At 72.4% G+C, this 20,538-nt stretch carries 22 protein-coding genes; 10 read left to right on the forward strand and 12 right to left on the reverse strand.

Annotated elements, in window-relative coordinates; genetic code table 11:
- The first annotated feature begins 257 nt into the window (after window positions 1–257).
- Complete coding sequence (gene radA / locus ACZ514_RS09945) at window positions 258–1,673, forward strand: DNA repair protein RadA (RefSeq protein WP_388944863.1); 1,416 nt, start codon at window positions 258–260, stop codon at window positions 1,671–1,673.
- 299 nt (window positions 1,674–1,972) lie between these two features.
- On the forward strand, window positions 1,973–3,097 hold the full coding sequence (gene disA / locus ACZ514_RS09950; RefSeq protein WP_468175361.1) for a DNA integrity scanning diadenylate cyclase DisA: 1,125 nt from the start codon (window positions 1,973–1,975) through the stop codon (window positions 3,095–3,097).
- A 28-nt stretch (window positions 3,098–3,125) separates the two neighbouring features.
- On the opposite strand, the gene ACZ514_RS09955 is transcribed toward disA, so the two are convergent.
- On the reverse strand, window positions 3,126–3,929 hold the full coding sequence (locus ACZ514_RS09955) for a hypothetical protein (RefSeq protein ID WP_469124495.1): 804 nt from the start codon (window positions 3,927–3,929) through the stop codon (window positions 3,126–3,128).
- 160 nt (window positions 3,930–4,089) lie between these two features.
- Between ACZ514_RS09955 and ACZ514_RS09960 the strand changes: the two genes are divergently transcribed.
- From ACZ514_RS09960 to ACZ514_RS09990, 7 genes are all read left to right on the forward strand, one after another.
- The gene (locus tag ACZ514_RS09960; protein ID WP_468175367.1) at window positions 4,090–4,710 is read left to right on the forward strand and encodes a phosphatase PAP2 family protein; all 621 of its coding nucleotides are present in this window, start codon (window positions 4,090–4,092) and stop codon (window positions 4,708–4,710) included.
- An 11-nt stretch (window positions 4,711–4,721) separates the two neighbouring features.
- Window positions 4,722–5,627: an HhH-GPD family protein gene (locus tag ACZ514_RS09965; RefSeq protein ID WP_468175370.1), complete on the forward strand. Its 906-nt coding sequence runs from the start codon at window positions 4,722–4,724 to the stop codon at window positions 5,625–5,627.
- A 242-nt stretch (window positions 5,628–5,869) separates the two neighbouring features.
- Window positions 5,870–6,430 (forward strand): SigE family RNA polymerase sigma factor, encoded by a 561-nt coding sequence (locus ACZ514_RS09970; protein WP_468175373.1) that lies wholly within the window; start codon window positions 5,870–5,872, stop codon window positions 6,428–6,430.
- 38 nt (window positions 6,431–6,468) lie between these two features.
- Window positions 6,469–7,119 carry a hypothetical protein gene (locus ACZ514_RS09975; RefSeq protein ID WP_468175376.1) on the forward strand — a complete coding sequence of 217 codons (651 nt, stop codon included), beginning with the start codon at window positions 6,469–6,471 and terminating at the stop codon, window positions 7,117–7,119.
- A gap of 34 nt (window positions 7,120–7,153) precedes the next feature.
- Window positions 7,154–7,867: a two-component system response regulator CseB gene (gene cseB / locus ACZ514_RS09980; protein ID WP_468175379.1), complete on the forward strand. Its 714-nt coding sequence runs from the start codon at window positions 7,154–7,156 to the stop codon at window positions 7,865–7,867.
- A 10-nt stretch (window positions 7,868–7,877) separates the two neighbouring features.
- Window positions 7,878–9,191, forward strand: a complete 1,314-nt coding sequence (cseC, locus tag ACZ514_RS09985; RefSeq protein WP_468175382.1) for a two-component system sensor histidine kinase CseC — start codon at window positions 7,878–7,880, stop codon at window positions 9,189–9,191.
- Between the two features lie 125 nt (window positions 9,192–9,316).
- Complete coding sequence (locus tag ACZ514_RS09990; RefSeq protein WP_468175385.1) at window positions 9,317–10,441, forward strand: LamG-like jellyroll fold domain-containing protein; 1,125 nt, start codon at window positions 9,317–9,319, stop codon at window positions 10,439–10,441.
- Between the two features lie 6 nt (window positions 10,442–10,447).
- Here the strand turns inward: ACZ514_RS09990 and ACZ514_RS09995 are convergent, their stop codons facing one another.
- Window positions 10,448–11,095, reverse strand: coding sequence for a M23 family metallopeptidase (locus ACZ514_RS09995; protein WP_469124496.1), 648 nt, complete (start codon window positions 11,093–11,095; stop codon window positions 10,448–10,450).
- Window positions 11,096–11,536: 441 nt separating this feature from the next.
- The gene (locus ACZ514_RS10000) at window positions 11,537–14,062 is read right to left on the reverse strand and encodes an ATP-dependent Clp protease ATP-binding subunit (protein ID WP_388944829.1); all 2,526 of its coding nucleotides are present in this window, start codon (window positions 14,060–14,062) and stop codon (window positions 11,537–11,539) included.
- A gap of 451 nt (window positions 14,063–14,513) precedes the next feature.
- On the opposite strand from ACZ514_RS10000, the gene ACZ514_RS10005 reads away from it, so the two are divergent.
- Window positions 14,514–15,095 carry an SCO3374 family protein gene (locus ACZ514_RS10005; RefSeq protein ID WP_469124497.1) on the forward strand — a complete coding sequence of 194 codons (582 nt, stop codon included), beginning with the start codon at window positions 14,514–14,516 and terminating at the stop codon, window positions 15,093–15,095.
- Here ACZ514_RS10005 and ACZ514_RS10010 read toward each other — a convergent pair.
- The 9 genes from ACZ514_RS10010 to nadC all read right to left on the reverse strand — a co-directional run bounded on the left by ACZ514_RS10010 (window position 15,074) and on the right by nadC (window position 20,537).
- Window positions 15,074–15,412, reverse strand: a complete 339-nt coding sequence (locus ACZ514_RS10010; RefSeq protein ID WP_469124498.1) for a histone-like nucleoid-structuring protein Lsr2 — start codon at window positions 15,410–15,412, stop codon at window positions 15,074–15,076. The two genes, ACZ514_RS10005 and ACZ514_RS10010, sit on opposite strands and share 22 nt — an antisense overlap.
- 164 nt (window positions 15,413–15,576) lie before the next feature.
- On the reverse strand, window positions 15,577–16,110 hold the full coding sequence (locus ACZ514_RS10015) for an amino-acid N-acetyltransferase (RefSeq protein WP_468175397.1): 534 nt from the start codon (window positions 16,108–16,110) through the stop codon (window positions 15,577–15,579).
- A gap of 9 nt (window positions 16,111–16,119) precedes the next feature.
- On the reverse strand, window positions 16,120–16,575 hold the full coding sequence (locus ACZ514_RS10020; RefSeq protein WP_468175400.1) for a BlaI/MecI/CopY family transcriptional regulator: 456 nt from the start codon (window positions 16,573–16,575) through the stop codon (window positions 16,120–16,122).
- 80 nt (window positions 16,576–16,655) lie between these two features.
- On the reverse strand, window positions 16,656–16,823 hold the full coding sequence (locus ACZ514_RS10025; RefSeq protein ID WP_467896155.1) for a hypothetical protein: 168 nt from the start codon (window positions 16,821–16,823) through the stop codon (window positions 16,656–16,658).
- A gap of 14 nt (window positions 16,824–16,837) precedes the next feature.
- Window positions 16,838–17,431 carry a hypothetical protein gene (locus tag ACZ514_RS10030; protein WP_468175403.1) on the reverse strand — a complete coding sequence of 198 codons (594 nt, stop codon included), beginning with the start codon at window positions 17,429–17,431 and terminating at the stop codon, window positions 16,838–16,840.
- A gap of 87 nt (window positions 17,432–17,518) precedes the next feature.
- Entirely contained in the window at window positions 17,519–17,710 is a 192-nt protein-coding gene (locus ACZ514_RS10035; RefSeq protein ID WP_468175406.1) for a DUF397 domain-containing protein, read from the reverse strand.
- A gap of 137 nt (window positions 17,711–17,847) precedes the next feature.
- Window positions 17,848–18,600, reverse strand: a complete 753-nt coding sequence (locus ACZ514_RS10040; protein ID WP_468175409.1) for a GntR family transcriptional regulator — start codon at window positions 18,598–18,600, stop codon at window positions 17,848–17,850.
- 155 nt (window positions 18,601–18,755) lie between these two features.
- Entirely contained in the window at window positions 18,756–19,565 is an 810-nt protein-coding gene (locus ACZ514_RS10045) for a type III pantothenate kinase (RefSeq protein ID WP_467896161.1), read from the reverse strand.
- Between the two features lie 3 nt (window positions 19,566–19,568).
- Window positions 19,569–20,537: a carboxylating nicotinate-nucleotide diphosphorylase gene (gene nadC, locus ACZ514_RS10050; RefSeq protein ID WP_469124499.1), complete on the reverse strand. Its 969-nt coding sequence runs from the start codon at window positions 20,535–20,537 to the stop codon at window positions 19,569–19,571.
- Window position 20,538 lies beyond the last annotated feature (1 nt).

A 20,538-nucleotide genomic window follows, 5' to 3' on the forward strand; every position in this document is an offset into this window, starting at 1 on the left:
CCCGTGCGCGGGGTGTGCGCCGGTGCGCGATACGGACTCTCCCTGGTCGCTGCTGTTCACTCGGCGAACCGTAGGCGGCGGGCCGGTAACGCTCCGGAAGCCTTTCGGGGTTTTAGCCCTTACGGGTGAACAGATCGGCACTCCGCTGACAGCGGCCCTGACGCCCGGCCCCGCCGCACCCGGATCCGTGACCGCGGCGGCCGCCCGCGCGCCCAGCGCGTCGGGCGTTGTCGGCGGCGGCGGCTACGGTGGGCGCCATGGCTGCCCGTACATCTCGTTCATCCGCCAAGGACCGGCCGTCCTACCGCTGCTCCGAGTGCGGCTGGACCACCGCGAAATGGCTCGGCCGGTGCCCCGAGTGCCAGGCGTGGGGGACCGTCGAGGAGATGGGCGCGCCCGCCGTACGGACCACCGCGGCCGGTCGCGTCTCCGCGGCCGCGCTCCCCATCGGCCAGGTCGACGGCAGGACCGCGGCCGCCCGCAGCACCGGCGTGGACGAGCTGGACCGGGTGCTGGGCGGCGGCCTCGTTCCCGGCGCGGTGGTGCTGCTGGCGGGCGAGCCGGGCGTCGGCAAGTCGACCCTGCTGCTGGACGTCGCCTCGAAGGCGGCCACCGGCGACCACCGCACCCTGTACGTCACCGGCGAGGAGTCGGCCAGCCAGGTGCGGCTGCGCGCCGACCGGATCAACGCCCTCAACGACCACCTCTACCTCGCCGCCGAGACCGACCTGTCCGCGGTGCTGGGCCACCTCGACGCGGTGCGGCCCTCCCTGCTGGTCCTGGACTCCGTACAGACCATCGCCTCCCCCGAGATCGACGGCGCCCCCGGCGGCATGGCCCAGGTCCGCGAGGTCGCCGGCGCGCTGATCCGCGCCTCGAAGGAGCGGGGCATGGCCACCCTCCTCGTCGGCCACGTCACCAAGGACGGCGCCATCGCCGGCCCCCGCCTGCTGGAGCACCTGGTGGACGTGGTGCTCAGCTTCGAGGGCGACCGGCACGCCCGGCTGCGCCTGGTGCGCGGCGTGAAGAACCGTTACGGGGCCACCGACGAGGTCGGCTGCTTCGAACTGCACGACGAGGGCATCACCGGGCTCGCCGACCCCAGCGGACTGTTCCTGACCCGGCGCGCCGAGGCGGTGCCGGGCACCTGCCTGACCGTGACCCTGGAGGGCAAACGCCCGCTGGTCGCCGAGGTGCAGGCGCTCACCGTCGACTCGCAGATCCCCTCGCCGCGCCGGACCACCTCGGGCCTGGAGACCTCGCGCGTCTCGATGATGCTGGCGGTGCTGGAGCAGCGCGGCCGGATCACCGCGCTGGGCAAGCGGGACATCTACAGCGCGACCGTGGGCGGGGTGAAGCTGACGGAGCCGGCGGCGGACCTGGCCATCGCGCTGGCGCTGGCCTCGGCGGCCAGCGATGTGCCCCTGCCGAAGAACCTGGTGGCCATCGGGGAGGTCGGTCTGGCCGGCGAGGTGCGGCGGGTGACCGGCGTGCAGCGGCGCCTGGCCGAGGCGCACCGGCTCGGCTTCACGCACGCGCTGGTCCCGGCGGACCCGGGGAAGGTGCCGGCGGGGATGAAGGTGACCGAGGTGGCGGACATGGGGGACGCGCTGCGGGTCCTGCCGCGCGGGCGTTCCCGTACGCCGGCCCGGGAGCGGGCGGCGGCGGAATAGCCGGCCCGGGAGCGGGCGGCGGAACGGCCGACGGCGTCGGCGGCGGCGGCCGCACCGCAGCGGAATCCACGCCTCCGCAGGCGGGTCCCGCAGCAGGTCAGCGGGCGGACGCGCGCCGGACGGCAGCCTGACGCCCCGCCCGGCCGGGGGCACCCCGGGGGCCGGCGCACACGGCGCGCACGGGGCCTCCTGGCGGCGGTACGGGCCAAGCCCCGGCGGGCGCACAGCGTGCGCCGGTAGACTTTGGGCTGGTCCGCCCGGCCGTACGCGGCGGCGCAACCCGCGACCGGAGGAGTGCAGTGGCAGCCAAGGACGGGGCAGCAGCACCCGGGAAGTCCGGCGCGAGCTCCAAGCACGAGGCGTTGATGCGCGCCTCGCTGAGCGCGGTCGCGCCTGGTCAGCCCCTGCGCGACGGGCTGGAGCGGATCGTCCGGGGCAACACGGGCGGCCTGATCGTCCTGGGCATGGACAAGACCGTCGAGTCGATGTGCACCGGCGGCTTCGTACTGGACGTGGAGTTCACCGCGACCCGGCTGCGCGAACTGTGCAAGCTCGACGGGGCCCTCATCCTCGACAAGGACATCACCAAGATCCTGCGGGCCGGCGTACAGCTGGTGCCGGACGCCTCGATCCCCACGGAGGAGACGGGCACCCGCCACCGCACGGCGGACCGCGTCTCCAAGCAGTGCGGTTTCCCGGTGGTGTCGGTGTCCCAGTCGATGCGCCTGATCGCCCTGTACGTGGACGGGGAGCGGCGGGTCCTGGAGGAGTCCGGGGCCATCCTGTCCCGGGCGAACCAGGCGCTGGCCACGCTGGAGCGGTACAAGCTGCGCCTGGACGAGGTCGCGGGCACGCTGTCGGCGCTGGAGATCGAGGACCTGGTCACGGTCCGCGACGTCACCGCCGTCGCGCAGCGGCTGGAAATGGTCCGCCGGATCGCGACGGAAATCGCCGAGTACGTGGTCGAACTGGGCACGGACGGGCGACTGCTGTCGCTCCAGCTGGACGAGCTGACGGTCGGCATCGAGCAGGAACGGGAGCTGGTGATCCGGGACTACGTTCCGGAACCGACGGCGAAGCGTTCCCGCACGGTGGAGGAAGCGCTGCCGGCGCTGGACGCGCTGACCCATCCGGAGCTGCTGGAGCTGGCGATCGTGGCGCGCGCCCTGGGGTACACCGGCTCCCCGGAGACGCTGGACTCGGCGGTGTCGCCCCGCGGGTACCGGCTGCTGGCGAAGGTGCCCAGGCTGCCGGGGGCGATCATCGAGCGGCTCGTGGAGCACTTCGGCGGGCTGCAGAAGCTGCTGGCGGCCAGCGTGGACGACCTCCAGACGGTGGACGGCGTGGGCGAGGCCCGTGCCCGCAGCGTCCGCGAGGGCCTGTCCCGCCTGGCGGAGTCCTCGATCCTGGAACGGTACGTCTAACCCTGCGGGAGCGCGGTTCCGGCCCGGCCTAGTCCTGCTTCAGGACGAAGGACGTGCGGGCCACCGGGAGGCCGGGGGACTTGACCTCGACCACGTAGGTGTCCGGGGGCGGGTTGCCCTGCGGGGGGTTCTGGCACTGGTCCGCCGCGCTCGGCTTGCGGTCCCATTCCACCGTCTGCTTCGTCTCGCCCTGTGCCGGCAGCCGGTAGAAGGCGTTGGCCGCGCCCGTCGGACAGTCGGCGGAGGACCAGACGGCCTTGGCGCCGGTCGTCTGGAAGATGGTGACGACCGCCTGCTTCGGACCGAGGCCGAACTTGCAGGTGCTGCCCGAGGTGTTGCGGACGAGCAGTTCGAGACGGGGCTTCTCGTTCGTCTCGTACTCGTTCTTCACGCTCTTGACCTCCCACTGCAGCGCGCTCGCGGGGCACGTCGGCAGGGGGGAGTCCGCCGGGACCTGCGCGGGGGAGGAGCCGGAGGAGCCCGAGGAGCCGGAGGTTCCCGCGCCGGAGGCCGCGCCGGGGCCGCCCGGGGCGTCGTTCCCGCCCGGGCCCTGCGAGCCGCTGCCGCCGCCGGTGGCGGAGCCCGACTCGGCGCGTCCGCCCGGGGCCTGACTGATCGCCGGACCGGAACCGGAGGGGCCGGGGGTGATCGTGCGCACGGGTCCGGAGCCGTCGCCGCCGCCCTTGCCGTTCGTACTGGTGCCGCCGCCACCGGAACTGACGAACCATACGGCGAGCAGCGCGACGAGCGCGGCGACGGACGCCAGCACGGCCCTCCGCCGCCAGTAGATGGAGGAGGGGAGCGGCCCGACCGGATTGCGCAGAGATCCCACGCACCGAACCTTACGAGAACTCGTGCCGCGTTCCGTGCCCCACATGCCGCGCATCCGGCAGGTTTTGCCGATGATCATCCTGCGGGATCACCCGGGACCGGCCATAACCGGCCAGGGGCCCGGCACGGCCCGGCCGGGGCGGCCAGTACGGTCAGTGACCATGGACAGCTCCGACCTCTACCGCGACATCACCGGCTTCGCCCACGACACGCCCGCCTGGGTGCGGTCGGCGGTCGAGGTCTGGACCGAGTACGGCCTCCTCCTCTTCGGTCTGCTCTTCATATCCGTCTGGTGGCGTGCGCGCGGACGGCGCGGCGGGGAGCCGCGGGCCCTCGCGCTGGCGGTGCTCGCGCCGCTGGTCACCGCGCTGGTGTACGTGGCCTCGGAGCTGGTGAAGTCCACCATCGACGAGGAACGGCCCTGCCGGGCGGTGGCCGGTGCTGCCGCCTCCCTGATCCCGTGCCCGCCGTACGGCGACTGGTCCTTCCCCAGCAACCACTCCGCCATCGCCGGCGCCGCCGCCGTCGCGCTGGCGCTGGCCGTCCCCCGGCTCGCGTGGCTGACCGTGCCGATGGGGCTGCTGATGGCCTTCTCCCGGGTCTTCGTCGGCGTGCACTACCCGCACGACGTCGGCATGGGCCTGCTGCTGGGCGCCTCGCTGGCCGTGGTGGCCGTGGCGGCGCTGACCGGTCCGATGACCGGCGTCACCGCCGCCGTCCAGGGCAGCGGCAACCGCGCGGCCCTCTGGTTCACCGGTCCGGGCCCCGCGCGCCGGCCCTGAAACGTGCCAGGATGCCGTCTGTCATGACTGCATCTCCCACACACACCTCCCCGCTGCACGCCCCCGTCATCGCGTGGTTCGACGAGCACGCCCGCGACCTTCCCTGGCGCCGCCCCGAGGCCGGCCCCTGGGGGGTGATGGTCAGCGAGTTCATGCTCCAGCAGACCCCGGTCAGCCGGGTGCTGCCGGTGTACGAGCAGTGGCTCGCCCGGTGGCCCCGGCCGGCCGACCTGGCCGCCGAGGCGCCGGGCGAGGCCGTACGGGCGTGGGGACGGCTGGGCTATCCCCGCCGGGCCCTGCGGCTGCACGGCGCGGCCGCGGCCATAACGGAACGGCACGGTGGCGACGTACCCCGCGACCACGCGCAGCTGCTCGCGCTGCCCGGGATCGGGGAGTACACGGCCGCCGCGGTGGCCTCCTTCGCGTACGGGCAGCGGCACCCGGTGCTGGACACCAACGTGCGCCGCGTCCTCGCGCGCGCCGCGACCGGGGTCGAGTACCCCCCGAACGCCACCACCGCCGCCGAGCGGCGGCTGGCGCGGGAGCTGCTGCCCGAGGACGAGGCGACGGCGGCGCGCTGGGCGGCGGCCTCCATGGAGCTCGGCGCCCTGGTGTGCACCGCCAAGAGCCCCGACTGCGTGCGCTGCCCGGTGGCGGCGCGGTGCGCGTGGCGGCTCGCGGGGAAGCCGGCGCACGACGGGCCGCCGCGGCGCGGTCAGACGTACGCCGGGACGGACCGGCAGGTGCGCGGCAAGCTGCTGGCGGTGCTCCGGGAGGCGGTGGGCCCGGTTCCGCAGGCGGTGCTGGACACCGTCTGGGACGAGCCGGTGCAGCGGGCCCGGGCGCTGGACGGGCTCGTGGCGGACGGGCTGGTGGAGCCCCTCGCACAGGGGATGTACCGGCTGCCGCAGGGCTGACGGCCGGCGGAGCGGGCCCGCCCGACGGAGCGGGCCCGTGCTCCGGCCCCGGTCCTCAGCCCCCTCGAAGCTGACTCGAAGATTCCGTTTCGGGCGGGGAAACCGCAGCTCACGGGCGTTGTTACACAATCTACGGGTGTCCGTGCGCCCACCGCAGGCTGACCCGCACAGTGCCGTGACAACCCCTCCGTACCTTCGGACCCGTAAGACAGCGGAACGGGGACGCAGTGGAGGCGGTCTGCATGGCGCACGGAGAGGTACTCGAGTTCGAGGAGTACGTACGCACCCGGCAGGACGCCCTGCTGCGCAGCGCGCGACGCCTGGTCCCGGACCCGACGGACGCTCAGGACCTGCTCCAGACCGCCCTCGTGCGCACCTACGGCCGCTGGGACGGCATCGCCGACAAGTCCCTGGCCGACGCCTACCTCCGCCGCGTCATGATCAACACGCGGACCGAGTGGTGGCGGGCCCGCAAGCTCGACGAGGTCCCCACCGAGCAGCTCCCCGACGCGTCCGTCGAGGACGGCTCGGACCAGCGCGCCGACCGCGCCCTGCTGATGGACGTCCTCAAGGTGCTCGCGCCCAAGCAGCGCAGCGTCGTGGTGCTGCGACACTGGGAGCAGATGAGCACCGAGGAGACGGCCGCGGCGCTCGGTATGTCGGCGGGAACCGTGAAGAGCACACTGCACCGCGCCCTGGCCAGGCTCCGACAGGAGCTGGAGAGCCGGGACCTGGACATGCGTGCCCTGGAACGCGGTGACCACACCACGCGCTACGAGGGGCGGGAGCGGTGCGCGGCCTGAACGGCCAACTTCTGAGGGGCAGGAGCTCGCTCGTACTCATGTCGACGGGGACGTTCGTCCTCGTCGGCACCGTGCTGTTCGCGGCCGGATGCTCCACCGGCGGCACCGGCCTGCGCGACGGCGGGCCCGCGCGCACCGAGTCGGTGGCGCGCAGCAACCAGCCCACGGGCGGCGCCTCGAAGCCACCGGCCCCGGGGCACTCCCCCGCCGCGTCCACCGGCAGCCCGGTCAAGCGGGTCGACCCGGTGGCCCTGCTGAAGGCCGACCCCAGGGTCAGCGCCGAGATCAAGCGGGACCTCAAGCCCTGCACGGGCAAGGAGTACCCGATCGACGTGAGCTACGGGAAGATCACCGGCGGCACCGTCGTCGACGTCGTGGTCAACGTCCTGTCCTGCGCCGATGCGCTGGGGCGCGGTTCGTACGTGTACCGCTCGGACGGCGGGAAGTACGAGAATGTGTTCGCGGACGAGCAGAAGCCGGTCTACGCGGAGATCGACCGGGGCGACCTGGTGGTCAGCAAGCCGGTGTACGGGCAGGACGCCGCGCCCTCCGAACCGTCCGGCGAGGACGTGATCACGTACCACTGGACCGGCGAGAGGTTCACCGAGCAGGACCGGGTCCACTCGGAGTACAGCAACGTGTACAACCCCGGGATGCAGCCGGCCCCGGCCGTCTCCCCGAAGAACTGAACGACCGAGCGGAAGAACCGGAGTGAGGCTGGGCATGGCCGAGACCCACGTGCTGTTCGTGGAGGACGACGACGTCATCCGCGAGGCCACGACCCTGGCGCTGGAGCGCGACGGCTTCGTGGTCACCGCCATGCCCGACGGACTGTCCGGCCTGGAGTCCTTCCGGGCGCACCGGCCCGACATCGCCCTGCTCGACGTGATGGTGCCCGGCATGGACGGCGTGAGCCTGTGCCGCCGCATCCGTGACGAGTCCACCGTCCCCGTGATCATGCTGTCGGCGCGCGCCGACAGCATCGACGTGGTCCTGGGCCTGGAGGCCGGCGCGGACGACTACGTCACCAAGCCCTTCGACGGCTCCGTCCTGGTCGCCCGCATCCGCGCCGTGCTGCGCCGCTTCGGCCACGCCGGCGGCACCCGCAACGGCGCGAACGGTTCCTCCGACGCGGACGTCCCCGACGAGCGCGGGGTGCTGTCCTTCGGTGACCTGGAGGTCGACACGGAGGGCATGGAGGTCCGCAGGGCCGGCGCCCCCGTGGGCCTGACCCCCACCGAGATGCGGCTGCTGCTGGAGTTCTCCTCCGCGCCGGGCACCGTCCTGTCCCGCGACCGGCTCCTGGAGCGCGTGTGGGACTACGACTGGGGCGGCGACACCCGCGTCGTGGACGTCCACGTGCAGCGGCTGCGCACCAAGATCGGGCAGGACCGGATCGAGACGGTCCGCGGCTTCGGATACAAGCTCAAGGCATGAGTAGAACCGCATGAGGCGCGTCACCCTCCGCACGGGGATCCGCTGGAAGATCACCCTCGCCATCGCGGCCGTCGGCGCGCTCACCGCGCTCGCGCTGAGCCTGGTGGTGCACAGCGCTGCCCGCGTGTCGATGCTGGAGAGCGCCCGCGAGCAGGAGCTGGAACGGGTCCAGTACGTCTCCCGCACCCCCGACGCCGGACGCAAGCCGATCTGGGGCGCCAAGGTCAACGACCCCGAGCTCCCCGCGGAGCTGCGCGAGAAGGCCCGCTCGGGGCGGCGCGGCACCTACATCCACGAGTCCCCCAGGCGGGTCCCCGAGGTGTGGGCGGCCGTACCGCTCGGCAACGGGCAGGTGCTCTCCATGCACCACCCGTTCCGCGAGAGCGCCAACATGGTGCGCGACCTGGACCGGGCCCTCGTCGTCGGCTCTCTGGCCGTGGTGATCGGCGGCTCGGCGATGGGCGTGCTCATCGGCGGCCAGATCTCCCGCCGGCTGCGCCAGGCCGCCGCCGCCGCGCAGCGCGTGGCGCACGGGGACCCCGAGGTGCGCGTACGGGACGCCGTGGGCGGTGTCGTGCGGGACGAGACGGACGACCTCGCGCACGCCGTGGACGCCATGGCCGACGCCCTCCAGCAGCGCCTGGAGGCCGAACGGCGGGTGACGGCGGACATCGCGCACGAGCTGCGGACCCCGGTGACGGGCCTGCTCACCGCGGCGGAGCTGCTGCCGCCGGGTCGGCCGACGGAGCTGGTGCGCGACCGCGCGCAGGCGATGCGGGCCCTGGTCGAGGACGTCCTGGAGGTGGCCCGGCTGGACAGCGCGTCCGAGCGGGCGGAACTCCAGGACGTGGCGCTGGGCGAGTTCGTGAGCCGGCGGGTGGCTTCGCTGATGCCGGAGGCCTCGGTACGCGTCGTCGCGGACGAGATCGTCAGCACGGACCCGCGCCGGCTGGAGCGGATCCTCGGGAACCTGCTGGCCAACGCCTCCCGGTACGGGCGGGCCCCGATCCAGGTCGACGTCGAGGGGCGGGTCGTACGCGTCCGGGACCACGGGCCGGGCTTCCCCGAGGCGCTGCTGCGCGAGGGCCCGAGCCGCTTCCGGACCGGGTCCACGGACCGCGCCGGGGTGGGCCACGGGCTCGGGCTGACCATCGCGGAGGGCCAGGCCCGGGTGCTGGGGGCGCGGCTGACGTTCCGCAACGTCGCGGCGCGGGGCGGCGCGGAGAACGAGGGCGCCGCCGCCGGGGCGGTGGCGGTGCTGTGGCTGCCCGAGCACGCGCCGACCGCGACGGGCAGCTTCCCGGTCGTCCAGCTGCCGGGCTGACCCGGGCTCCGCACCCCGCGGGCCCGGGCCCGGAACCGGGACCGGTGCCCGGGTCCGGGGCGGGCCGGGGAACGGGACCGGTGCCGGGCGCTCCCCGTTCGGGGCGATGTTCTAGCATCCGTGCCATGACTGACGGTACGGACCTCCCGAACAGCCCCCAGCCCGGCCCCGCCCCCGGGAGCGGCGGCTACGGTTTCCCGCCGCAGACGCCGAACCCCTACCAGCCGGGGCCCGTGCAGGGACAGCCCTCCGGCGGGGGCTTCGGACCGCCTCCGGCGCAGCCCCGGACGGAGGCCCCGCTCGGCGGCGGTGGCGCCGAACCGTTCTCCCCGCCCTCCACGCCCTCCACGCCCGACTGGCAGGCCCTGGCCGACGCCACCGAGGCCCAGCGGCGCAAGCGCAGGCGGCTGACCATCGGCATCGGGGCGCTCGCCGTCGTCCTGGTCGCGGGCGGCGCGGGCTACTTCGTACTGAACGGCTCCGGCGACGACCCGAAGAACCCGCCGGCGGTCGCCTCCTCGGGCTCGCCGAGCGCGTCGGGCGGCTCCTCCCCGTCCCCGGACGGCAAGACCCCCGAGGACGACTCCCCGACCGTGCCGGGCGAGCCGAACCTGCTGCGCGACCGCAGCGGGAAGATGGGCATAGCCCTGGGCCCCGGCGCCTCACTGGGCGAGCTGGCCAAGCGGACCGAGGTCCGTTTCAAGGGCACGCCCGACTCCTACGCGCAGGGCGCCGAGCCGGCCGTGGACGTCACCAAGAGCTTCACCGTCTCCACCCGCGCCTACAACGTGGCCGAGACCGGCTCGCGCATGGCGGTGAGCCAGGGCGACGGGGTCTCGTACTCCTTCGAGCTGGGCTTCGAGGTCGTGAACGGCAAGAAGGCCTGGGTGTTCCGGGTGCAGACCGGTGACAAGGGCCAGGCGGCGACCGCCCAGCAGGTGGTCGTGGACAACGTGAACACCACACGGCAGTGGGTGCTGCTGACGGGGACCTACGACGCGGAGAAGAAGACCATCGCGCTGTGGGTGGACGACAAGCAGGGCGGCCAGGCGCAGGTCTCCGGCATCTGGCCGGGCCCCGGGCCGCTCCAGCTGGGCCGGGCCCGCCACCACGAGATCTGGAGCGCCGCGTGGGACGGGCCGCTGGACCACATCCGGATCTTCGACCAGGCGCTGGGCCAGGAGCAGATCACCGGCCTGAAGAACAACAAGACCGGGAAGACCAGGCCGACCCACTCCTGGCTGATCTGACCGGGGTCAGATGGAGACGCCGGCGTTGCGCAGGAAGGCCACCGGGTTGACGGCCGAGCCGTAGTTCGGGGTGGTGCGGATCTCGAAGTGCAGGTGGGGGCCGCTGCTGTTGCCGGTGTTGCCGGACAGTGCGATCCGCTGGGCGGCGGAGACCTTCTGGCCGATCCGGACCTGGATCTTCGAGAGGTGCGCGTACTGGGAGTACGTGTTGTTCGCGTGCTTGATCACGATGGCGTTGCCGTACGCGGGGCCGTCGCCGCCGCCGTTCGGGCCGGCCTTCACGACGGTGCCGGCGCCCGCGGCCCGGACCGGGGTGCCGGTGGGGACCGCGAAGTCCTGGCCGGAGTGCTTGTGCGCCCACATGCTGCCGCCCTTGCCGAAGGTCGCGGACAGCGTGTAGCTCACGACGGGCTTGGCCCACAGGACGGGCTTCGCGGCGGCCGCCTTGGCCTTCGCGGCGGCCTCGGCCCGCGCGGCCGCCTTGGCCTGCGCGTCGGCCTGCGCCTGGAGGGCGGCGGCCTCGGCGGACACGGCGGCGGGGGCCTCGTCGGCGAAGGCGGCGGTCGTCCCGGCCCCGAGAGCCAGCAGCGCGCCGAGACCGGTCGCGGCGAGGGCGGTACGGGTGCGGCGGGTGCTGACGCGCTTCGCGGACATGGGAGACCTCCGGGGCCGGGGACAGGAGCGGTGGCAAGAAAGATCCCGGCGCCTGCGGACCGAACCGCTGCTGCCGGGCTTGCCCCACCTTGGTAACCCGTGCCCCCGGGCTTCCCCAAACGTCCCTTTTACTACCCCGGCTCGTAGCCGCCCGGTCGATCTCCGGGCCCTTGACGCCGTCCGTACTGGGCAAGCGCGGGGACAAATCGGGGCAGCCAGACCTACGAGAGTTCCTAGTAGGTCCGATTTGCCCTGTGCGGCTTGTCACCGGCCCACGGGCCCCGACGCGGCACCGCAAGCACCGCGGGGGCCGCTCCCGCGCCCCGCGCCCGGCCGCGCCCGTCCAGGCGCCGTCCCGTGGCCGGGCACGCGAAAGGGGCGGCCCCGGGACCTTGTGGGTCCCGGGGCCGCCCCTACGCTGCGGCGGAGCGCCGCCGGCGGTTACGCGCCCTTGGAAAGGTCCGGGCCGGAGCCCGTGGCCTCGATCGGGGGGATGTCCGGCAGGGCCGACTTCTCCTCGCCGCGGAAGGTGAACTTGGCGTTCTCGCCCTCACCCTCCACGCCGACGACCACGATGTGACCGGGGCGCAGCTCGCCGAAGAGGATCTTCTCCGACAGCAGGTCCTCGATCTCGCGCTGGATGGTCCGGCGCAGCGGGCGGGCACCCATGATCGGGTCGTAGCCGCGCTTGGCCAGGAGCTGCTTCGCGTCACCGCTGAGCTCGATGCCCATGTCGCGGTCCTTGAGGCGCTCGTCCACCTTGGCGATCATCAGGTCGACGATCTGGATGATGTCTTCCTGGCTGAGCTGGTGGAAGACGACCGTGTCGTCGACACGGTTCAGGAACTCGGGCCGGAAGTGCTGCTTGAGCTCTTCGTTGACCTTCGCCTTCATCCGGTCGTAACCGGTCTTGACGTCGCCCTGGGCGGCGAAGCCCAGGTTGAAGCCCTTGGAGATGTCCCGCGTACCCAGGTTGGTCGTCATGATGATGACCGTGTTCTTGAAGTCCACGACCCGGCCCTGGGAGTCGGTCAGGCGACCGTCCTCCAGGATCTGGAGAAGGGAATTGAAGATATCCGGGTGCGCCTTCTCGACCTCGTCGAAGAGGACGACGGAGAACGGCTTCCGGCGGACCTTCTCGGTCAGCTGGCCGCCCTCCTCGTAGCCCACGTAGCCGGGGGGCGAACCGAAGAGGCGGGAAACCGTGTGCTTCTCGCTGAACTCCGACATGTCGAGGGAGATCAGCGCGTCCTCGTCGCCGAAGAGGAATTCGGCCAGCGTCTTGGAGAGCTCGGTCTTACCGACACCGGACGGGCCGGCGAAGATGAACGAGCCACCGGGACGCTTCGGGTCCTTCAGACCCGCACGGGTACGGCGGATGGCCTGGGAGAGCGCCTTGATGGCGTCCTTCTGGCCGATGACGCGCTTGTGGAGCTCGTCCTCCATGCGCAGGAGGCGGGAGGACTCCTCCTCCGTGAGCTTGAAGACGGGAATGCCGGTCGCGGTCGCGAGGACCTCGGCGATGAGCTCGCCGTCGACCTCGGCGACGACGTCCATGTCGCCGGCCTTCCATTCCTTCTCGCGCTTGGCCTTCGCGGTCAGCAGCTGCTTCTCCGAATCACGGAGCGAAGCGGCCTTCTCGAAGTCCTGGGAGTCGATGGCCGACTCCTTGTCGCGGCGGACGGCCGCGATCTTCTCGTCGAACTCGCGGAGGTCCGGCGGCGCGGTCATCCGGCGGATGCGCATCCGGGAACCGGCCTCGTCGATCAGGTCGATCGCCTTGTCCGGCAGGAAGCGGTCCGAGATGTACCGGTCCGCCAGCGTCGCCGCCTGGACGAGGGCCTCGTCCGTGATGGAGACGCGGTGGTGGGCCTCGTAGCGGTCGCGCAGGCCCTTGAGGATCTCGATCGTGTGGGGGAGGGAAGGCTCCGCCACCTGGATCGGCTGGAAGCGGCGCTCGAGGGCCGCGTCCTTCTCGAGGTGCTTGCGGTACTCGTCCAGCGTCGTGGCACCGATGGTCTGGAGCTCACCACGGGCCAGCATGGGCTTGAGGATGCTGGCGGCGTCGATCGCGCCCTCGGCGGCACCCGCACCCACGAGGGTGTGGAGCTCGTCGATGAACAGGATGATGTCGCCGCGGGTGCGGATCTCCTTGAGGACCTTCTTCAGGCGCTCCTCGAAGTCACCGCGGTAGCGGGAGCCCGCGACCAGGGCACCCAGGTCGAGCGTGTAGAGGTGCTTGTCCTTGAGGGTCTCGGGGACCTCGCCCTTGACGATCGCCTGTGCCAGGCCCTCGACGACGGCGGTCTTGCCGACGCCGGGCTCGCCGATGAGGACCGGGTTGTTCTTGGTCCGGCGGGACAGCACCTGCATGACCCGCTCGATCTCCTTCTCGCGCCCGATGACCGGGTCGAGCTTGGATTCACGGGCGGCCTGGGTGAGGTTGCGGCCGAACTGGTCGAGGACCAGCGAGGTCGAGGGGGTGCCCTCGGCCGGGCCGCCGGCGGTGGCCGACTCCTTGCCGCCCCCGGTGTAGCCGGAGAGCAGCTGGATGACCTGCTGCCGGACCCTGTTCAGATCGGCGCCCAGCTTCACGAGGACCTGGGCGGCGACGCCCTCGCCCTCGCGGATCAGGCCGAGCAGGATGTGCTCGGTGCCGATGTAGTTGTGGCCGAGCTGGAGGGCCTCTCGGAGCGAAAGCTCCAGGACCTTCTTCGCCCGCGGGGTGAAGGGGATGTGGCCGGACGGGGCCTGCTGCCCCTGACCGATGATCTCCTCAACCTGCTGGCGAACAGCCTCGAGCGAAATCCCGAGGCTCTCCAGGGCCTTAGCGGCGACACCCTCACCCTCGTGGATCAAGCCCAGGAGGATGTGCTCGGTGCCGATGTAGTTGTGGTTGAGCATCCGGGCTTCTTCCTGAGCCAGGACGACAACCCGCCGCGCGCGGTCGGTGAACCTCTCGAACATCGTTTATCGCTCCTCAGAGCGGTCGGGCAGTTCGGGGTCGGTCCCCGCCCTGTCCTTCCGCATGCTAGTCCCGCGGGACGGGACAGCTCATTCCAACTGCCGACATCCGTCCACGGCTCACCCCCACGTCGGTGAGGAAAACCGGCTGTAAGAGCCGACTACTGCTCCAACTCGATGGTGCGAGACGATGTTCCCGCAGGCCAGGCAGATACCCGTCACAGGTGTACGCCGATGGCGAACGGAACACGCTCGAATCAGCGTGTCGCCCCGATCCACTAGGAATGTCTTACCCGCGAGGACTGACACTCCATGCCGCCGGACGGGGTCCCCTCCGCTACGGGCGAACAAGCCCGCGTCCCGAATGTGGGACTCCGCCCGCACGGCCTTTACGCTCCGCATCGGCGCGCACGCGCCCCGTAACCCCCCGGCGCCGGCCGGAGTTGCTCCGGTCATGTCCCCCAGCGCCGTGAGCGTCCCCTCGCCCCGCGTCCCGTCCGAGGACGGCACCCGCGCCTGGTACGAGCGCGTGCTCGGCTGGAGCTGCGCGGGCGGGCCGCCCCCGCAGCTGGTCACCGGGATCCGGTTCGACGTGCTGGAGCTGCCCTCGGACGCCGGGACCGCGGTGCTGCGGCGCCGGGTCGCCACCGGTCCGGTGGCCGTGATGGAACGCCGGATGCGGTTCCTGGTCGCCCCGGGCGCGGCCGAGGAACTGGAGGGGCTGCTCGACTGGCTGGAGTGGGGCGGGGTGGCGCTGGACCTGACCGCCCTGGGCGCGGGCGGCAGGATCACCGCGCCCGTGCCTCCCGGGCCGGCGGGGGAAAGCCCTCGGGGGGCCGCCGTGTGGCTGCGGCCCCCCGAGCCGGGGTGCGAGGCATCGCTGCCCGCCCTGCCCGTTCCGGGGCGGGGCGGCGGGCCCGGGCCCTGTGCGGAGCCGGCCGGGCCCGATCTCGTACGCCTGGTGGCCGCGGCGGCGACGGAATGCCACCGCGCCCGCCTGGGGCGGCGTACGCCTCAGCCCTTGGCGTTCTCGTAGGCCTCGCGGATCTCGGCCGGGACGCGGCCGCGGTCGTTGACGCTGAGGCCCTGGGCCTTGGCCCACGCGCGGATCTCGGCGGTGTCCGGGCTGCCGGGCGAAGCGGCGGCGCGGCCCTTGGCGCGGCCCGTGGAGGCACGCCCGCCGGTGCGGCGGCCGGCCTTCACGAACTCCTCCAGCGCACCGCGGAGCTTTTCAGCGTTTGCGGTGGTGAGGTCGATCTCGTAGGTCTTGCCATCCAGAGCGAACGTCACGGTCTCGTCCGCCGTGCCACCGTCGAGGTCGTCGACAAGAAGGACCTGAACCTTCTGTGCCACCGGATTTCCTTTCATCGAAAATGCAGTACGCGGAAAGGAAACCCCTTTTGCCTGGAAAACACAAACCCCCGTCGAGAGGTTCAGGACCTCAACAAGGCGGGAAACGTGCGCGATTCGGACATAGGCCACCGCCGGACCGGGCCCGTAATAGCCGCCGTGATCGATCAGAGGTGCAGCAGCATCCGACTGTTGCCCAAGGTGTTCGGCTTCACTCGTTCGAGACCGAGGAACTCGGCGACTCCCTCGTCATAGGAACGCAGGAGCTCCATGTAGACATCGGTGTCCACCGGGGTCTCGCCGATCTCGACGAAGCCGTGCTTCGCGAAGAAGTCCACTTCGAAGGTCAGGCAGAATACCCGGCTGACCCCGATCCGGCGGGCCGTCTCCAACAACTTGTCGAGCACCCGGTGCCCCACACCGGCGCCCTTCAGCTCGCGGTCGACCGCGAGCGTGCGCACTTCGGCGAGGTCTTCCCACATGACGTGGAGGGCCCCGCAGCCGACCACCTGCCCGTCGGAGTCGCGTTCCGCGACCCAGAACTCCTGGATGTCCTCGTAAAGGACCACGGGGGCTTTGTCGAGGAGGATCCGCTGCTGCACGTACTGGTCGAGCAGGCGGCGCAGCGCGGGAACATCACCGGTGCGCGCGCGGCGGATCGTCACGGTTTTCGCTTCGTCTGTGGTGGAAAGCTCTCCCATACCCGGACGCTATCGCCCCGGGTCGCTCCGGTGCGCGCCGGAGTCCTCTTCCGCCGCGGTCTCCTCGGGGGGCCCGCCGGCGGGGCCGCTCTCGGGGCCGGGTTCGTCGTGCTGGACGATGTGCACGGCGGCGCGGAGGGCCTCGCGCTGTTCCGGGGACATCATGCCGAAGAAGGCGACGAGCGCGGCCGCCGGGTTGTCGCTGGTCGACCAGGCCTCGTTCATCAGTGCGGCCGAGTAGGCGGCGCGGGTGGAGACCGCCGTATATCGATAGGCGCGGCCTTCGGCTTCCCGGCGGACCCAGCCCTTCTGGTGGAGATTGTCCATCACGGTCATGACCGTGGTGTACGCGATGGACCGTTCCCGCTGGAGGTCTTCCAGGACTTCCCGAACGGTGACCGGGCGGTTCCACTGCCACACCCGCGTCATCACTGCGTCTTCGAGTTCTCCCAAGGGGCGAGGCACAGCAGCAGAATAGTGCCGATTGCGGCGAATTGCCCGACTATTCGCCGCAACGCGCGGTGGAAAACCCGGTGGGGGTCACGTCACTTCTGCTGCTGGGGGCCGGCCTCGGCGCGGGCGATCGCGGCGTCGACGGCCGCGTCTTCCTTGGCCTTGTTGGCGCCGCCCTGGCTCTTCACGATCGTCACGACGAGGGCGATGAAGAACGCGGCCATCACGAAGGGGGGCACGAGCGCGGAGACGTAGTCCATGCCCCCCAGCGTAGCTATACCGCCGCGCGCCCGGCCGCCGGGGGCGGGCCCGGCTCGCGGCGCGGCGGGAAGACCTCGCCCGGGGTGGGCACCGGGCGGGCCGGCCGCTCCTTCGGCGGGGCGGGCGCGGGCTCCGGCGGGGACGGCTGCTCCTTGCCGCCGGCGAGCGCCAGCAGGCGGGTACGGGGCGCCGGGGCGGTCGCCGCCGCGAGCCTGCGGCGCACGGAGCGCCCCGCGACGGCCCGGGCCCGCTCCAGCACCGCCGCCGCGACCGGATGGGCCCGCAGGGCGCGCAGGGCGGCGAGGTCGTCGGGTCCGGGCTCGTACCCGGCGGCCAGGGCGTCCTGGAGCAGCTCCAGGTAGCCCGACAGGCTCCCGGGCAGGGCGCCCCGGTAGCGGGCGAGGTCGTCGAGCAGGAAGGCTCTGAGCCGGCCCGCCTCCAGGACCGCTTCGTCCACCGACGCCGCGAGGCGCAGGCAGTCCTGGACCTCGGAGGCCGTCAGCGGGGCCGTGGAGGACTGGAGGGCGTGGGCGAGGGAGCGCCTGAGCACGTGCAGCTCAGCGGCGCTGAACGCCATGCCGCCGCGGGATCCGTAGGGCGTGGGCATGGGGCGAAGATACGCGCTAATCGGACAAAATCCCCTGAGGGTGCGGGATCGCGGCGCGGCGGGGCCGCGCCGCGCCCTCGGGACGGATCAGCCGGTCACTTTGACGGCCTCGACGAACTGCGCCCAGGCGGCGTGGGTGGTGGCCATCACCAGGTGCGCCGGGTCGGCCCGGTCGGCGACGCGCACCAGGGTGCCGGGCGCCGCGGCGACGTAGACGCAGGCGTCGCCCTCGCCGCAGTAGGACGACTTGCGCCAGTCGGGGCGAGCGGTCGCGTTCATGGTGTCTCCTCCGCAGTGGACGAGGTCGCGGTGCTTCTCGAGCGAGACGCTATCGCCACGAGAGGCACGCTCCGGCCGGTTCCGGTAAAAAAACCCGGCCGTCGGAAAGTACGGCCGCCCACCCTACGCGCCACCGGTCACTCCACCGGGAAGGCGTACGCGATCTCGTAGCGCGAGTCGGGGATGACCAGGTCGGCGGTCTCCACGGGGCGGCCGTCGGAATCGAGGTACGTGCGCTCGATCTGGGTGATCAGCGCGCCGAGGCTGATCCCCAGCAGGTTGGCCTGGTTCTGGTTGGCCCGCGACGGACGCGGCACCTCCACCACGGAGGTGACGGTGATGCCGATCGCGCGCATCCGCGCCACCACCCCCGCTCCGCGCAGCTCGCCGACCTCCGGCAGCACGATCGGGGTGCCCGAGGTGATCGCGAGGGGCTCCCAGGACTCGGACAGCTCGGCGGGGCTGCCGTCGGCCATGAACTCGTAGCGGGTCATCACGCAGGGCGAGCCCGGCTCGATGGCCAGCCGGGCGGCGATCCGCTCGGGCGCCGGGACCTGCGGCAGCGTCCTGGAGTCCCAGGACGCGGCGATGCCGTGGGCGGCGGCCTCGGAGCGGAAGGTGTTGCCCGATCCGGGGACGCGGCGGCGGGTGCGGAGCATCCGCATGCGCCGCCGCGGGGTGCGCACGTAGGTGCCCGAGCCGGCCCGGCCCTCGAGGAAGCCCTCGATGATCAGCTGCTCCATGGCCCGCTGGGTCACGCCCTGCCCGACGGAGTACTCCTCCGCGAAGCGGGCGCGCGAGGGCAGTCTGTCGCCGATCGCCCACTCGCCCGCCTCGATGCGGTTCCGGAGCGATTCGACCACCTGCAAGTAAGGCGATTTACGGGGCATTTGGGCCGTCCTGTACCGTCTCGGCTGTGCCGCGTCGGGAGGGTGTGGGTCCGACGCCGACAAGCTAACCGATCAGGTTCAAGCTGAGGATTCCGCCTGACGGTCCGCTACCGGCCGGCGGGGCCCGCCGTCGCGGGACCCCACCGGCCGCACCGTCACTCGAAGTTGGGCGCGTTGCGCTCGTAGACCAGCCGCAGACCGATCAGCGTCAGCCACGGCTCGTGGTCGTCGATCACCGACGCCTCGCCCAGGACGATCGGGGCCAGCCCGCCGGTCGCGATGACCCGCACGTCGTCCGGGTCGCCTCCCGGACCCGCCAGCTCCCGCGCCATCCGGTTGACGATCCCGTCGACCTGGCCCGCGAACCCGTACACCACGCCCGACTGCATCGCCTCGACCGTGGACTTCCCGATCACGTTGCGCGGGCGGGCCAGCTCGATCTTGCGCAGCTGTGCCCCGCGCACACCGAGCGCCTCCATCGAGATCTCGATGCCCGGGGAGATCACACCGCCCACGTACTCGCCCCGCGCGGACACCGCGTCGAAGGTGGTCGCCGTGCCGAAGTCCACGACGATCGCCGGGCCCCCGTACAGCTCGACGGCGGCGACCGCGTTGATGATGCGGTCCGCGCCGACCTCCTTCGGGTTGTCCATCAGGATCGGCACGCCCGTCTTGATCCCGGGCTCCACCAGCACCGAGGGCACGTCGCCGTAGTAGCGGCGGGTGACCTCGCGCAGCTCGTGCAGGACGGACGGGACCGTCGCGCAGATCGCGATGCCGTGGATCCCGTCGCCCAGCTCGCTGCCGAGCATCGGGTGCATCCCCATCAGGCCCTGCATCAGGACGGCCAGCTCGTCGGCCGTCCTGCGCGGGTCGGTCGAGACCCGCCAGTGCTCGACGATCTCGTCACCGTCGAACAGGCCCAGGACCGTGTGGGTGTTGCCCACGTCGATGGTGAGCAGCACGGCCTACACCGCCTCGCGCAGGTCGAGGCCGATGTCCAGGACCGGCGAGGAGTGCGTCAGCGCGCCCACCGCCAGGTAGTCCACACCCGTCTCCGCGTAGGCGCGGGCCGTCTCCAGGGTCAGCCGGCCCGAGGACTCCAGGACGGCGCGGCCCGCGACGATGGTCACGGCCTCCTCCGTCTCCGGGACGGTGAAGTTGTCCAGCAGGATCAGGTCGGCGCCCGCGTCCACGACCTCGCGGACCTGGTGCATCGTGTCGACCTCGACCTCCACCGGCACGTCCGGGAACGCCTCGCGGACGGCCTTGAAGGCCTGCGCGACGCCGCCCGCCGCGACCACGTGGTTGTCCTTGACCAGCGCCGCGTCCGACAGCGACATGCGGTGGTTGACGCCGCCGCCGCAGCGGACCGCGTACTTCTCCAGCGCACGCAGGCCCGGCGTGGTCTTGCGGGTGTCGCGGACCCTGGCCCCGGTGCCCTCCAGCACGTCGGCCCAGCGGCGGGTGGCCGTCGCGATGCCGGACAGGCGGCACAGGATGTTCAGGGCGCTGCGCTCGGCGGTCAGCAGGTCGCGGGTGCGGGAGCGGACGGACAGCAGCAGCCGGCCGGCCTCCACCCGGTCCCCGTCCTCGGCGTGCCGCTCGACCTCGAAGGCCTCCGTGCAGACCACGGAGAACACGGCCTCGGCGATCCGCAGACCGGCCACCACGCCGGCCTCGCGGGCCACGAAGTCGGCGACGGCCTCGGCGTCCTCGGGGACGGTCGCGACGGTGGTCACGTCGACCCCGCCGTCCAGGTCCTCGGACAGCGCCATGTGCGCGATGTCCTCGACCTCGATCGGGTCCAGGCCCGCGTCCGCCAGCAGCTGGGCGAGCGCCGGGTCGAGACCGCTCTCCTCGCCGTCGCCGCAGCCGCAGTCGTCGCCGCAGCCGCCTTCGTTCTGCTCGATCAGGGGGAGTTCGGGGGTGCTCACG

The organism is Streptomyces sp. NPDC034086 (assembly GCF_055575515.1).

Excerpts from the sequence above, each read along its gene's own strand:
- ACZ514_RS10040 (WP_468175409.1), bottom strand. The coding sequence starts at position 18,600 with ATGCCCCGTAAATCGCCTTACTTGCAGGTGGTCGAATCGCTCCGGAAC.
- ACZ514_RS09990 (WP_468175385.1), top strand. The coding sequence starts at position 9,317 with ATGACTGACGGTACGGACCTCCCGAACAGCCCCCAGCCCGGCCCCGCC.
- ACZ514_RS10000 (WP_388944829.1), bottom strand. The coding sequence starts at position 14,062 with ATGTTCGAGAGGTTCACCGACCGCGCGCGGCGGGTTGTCGTCCTGGCT.
- ACZ514_RS10035 (WP_468175406.1), bottom strand. The coding sequence starts at position 17,710 with ATGAACGCGACCGCTCGCCCCGACTGGCGCAAGTCGTCCTACTGCGGC.
- ACZ514_RS09995 (WP_469124496.1), bottom strand. The coding sequence starts at position 11,095 with ATGTCCGCGAAGCGCGTCAGCACCCGCCGCACCCGTACCGCCCTCGCC.
- ACZ514_RS10030 (WP_468175403.1), bottom strand. The coding sequence starts at position 17,431 with ATGCCCACGCCCTACGGATCCCGCGGCGGCATGGCGTTCAGCGCCGCT.
- radA (WP_388944863.1), top strand. The coding sequence starts at position 258 with ATGGCTGCCCGTACATCTCGTTCATCCGCCAAGGACCGGCCGTCCTAC.
- cseC (WP_468175382.1), top strand. The coding sequence starts at position 7,878 with ATGAGGCGCGTCACCCTCCGCACGGGGATCCGCTGGAAGATCACCCTC.
- ACZ514_RS10025 (WP_467896155.1), bottom strand. The coding sequence starts at position 16,823 with ATGGACTACGTCTCCGCGCTCGTGCCCCCCTTCGTGATGGCCGCGTTC.
- ACZ514_RS10005 (WP_469124497.1), top strand. The coding sequence starts at position 14,514 with ATGTCCCCCAGCGCCGTGAGCGTCCCCTCGCCCCGCGTCCCGTCCGAG.
- ACZ514_RS09970 (WP_468175373.1), top strand. The coding sequence starts at position 5,870 with ATGGCGCACGGAGAGGTACTCGAGTTCGAGGAGTACGTACGCACCCGG.
- ACZ514_RS09975 (WP_468175376.1), top strand. The coding sequence starts at position 6,469 with ATGTCGACGGGGACGTTCGTCCTCGTCGGCACCGTGCTGTTCGCGGCC.
- ACZ514_RS10015 (WP_468175397.1), bottom strand. The coding sequence starts at position 16,110 with ATGGGAGAGCTTTCCACCACAGACGAAGCGAAAACCGTGACGATCCGC.
- cseB (WP_468175379.1), top strand. The coding sequence starts at position 7,154 with ATGGCCGAGACCCACGTGCTGTTCGTGGAGGACGACGACGTCATCCGC.
- ACZ514_RS09965 (WP_468175370.1), top strand. The coding sequence starts at position 4,722 with ATGCCGTCTGTCATGACTGCATCTCCCACACACACCTCCCCGCTGCAC.
- ACZ514_RS09960 (WP_468175367.1), top strand. The coding sequence starts at position 4,090 with ATGGACAGCTCCGACCTCTACCGCGACATCACCGGCTTCGCCCACGAC.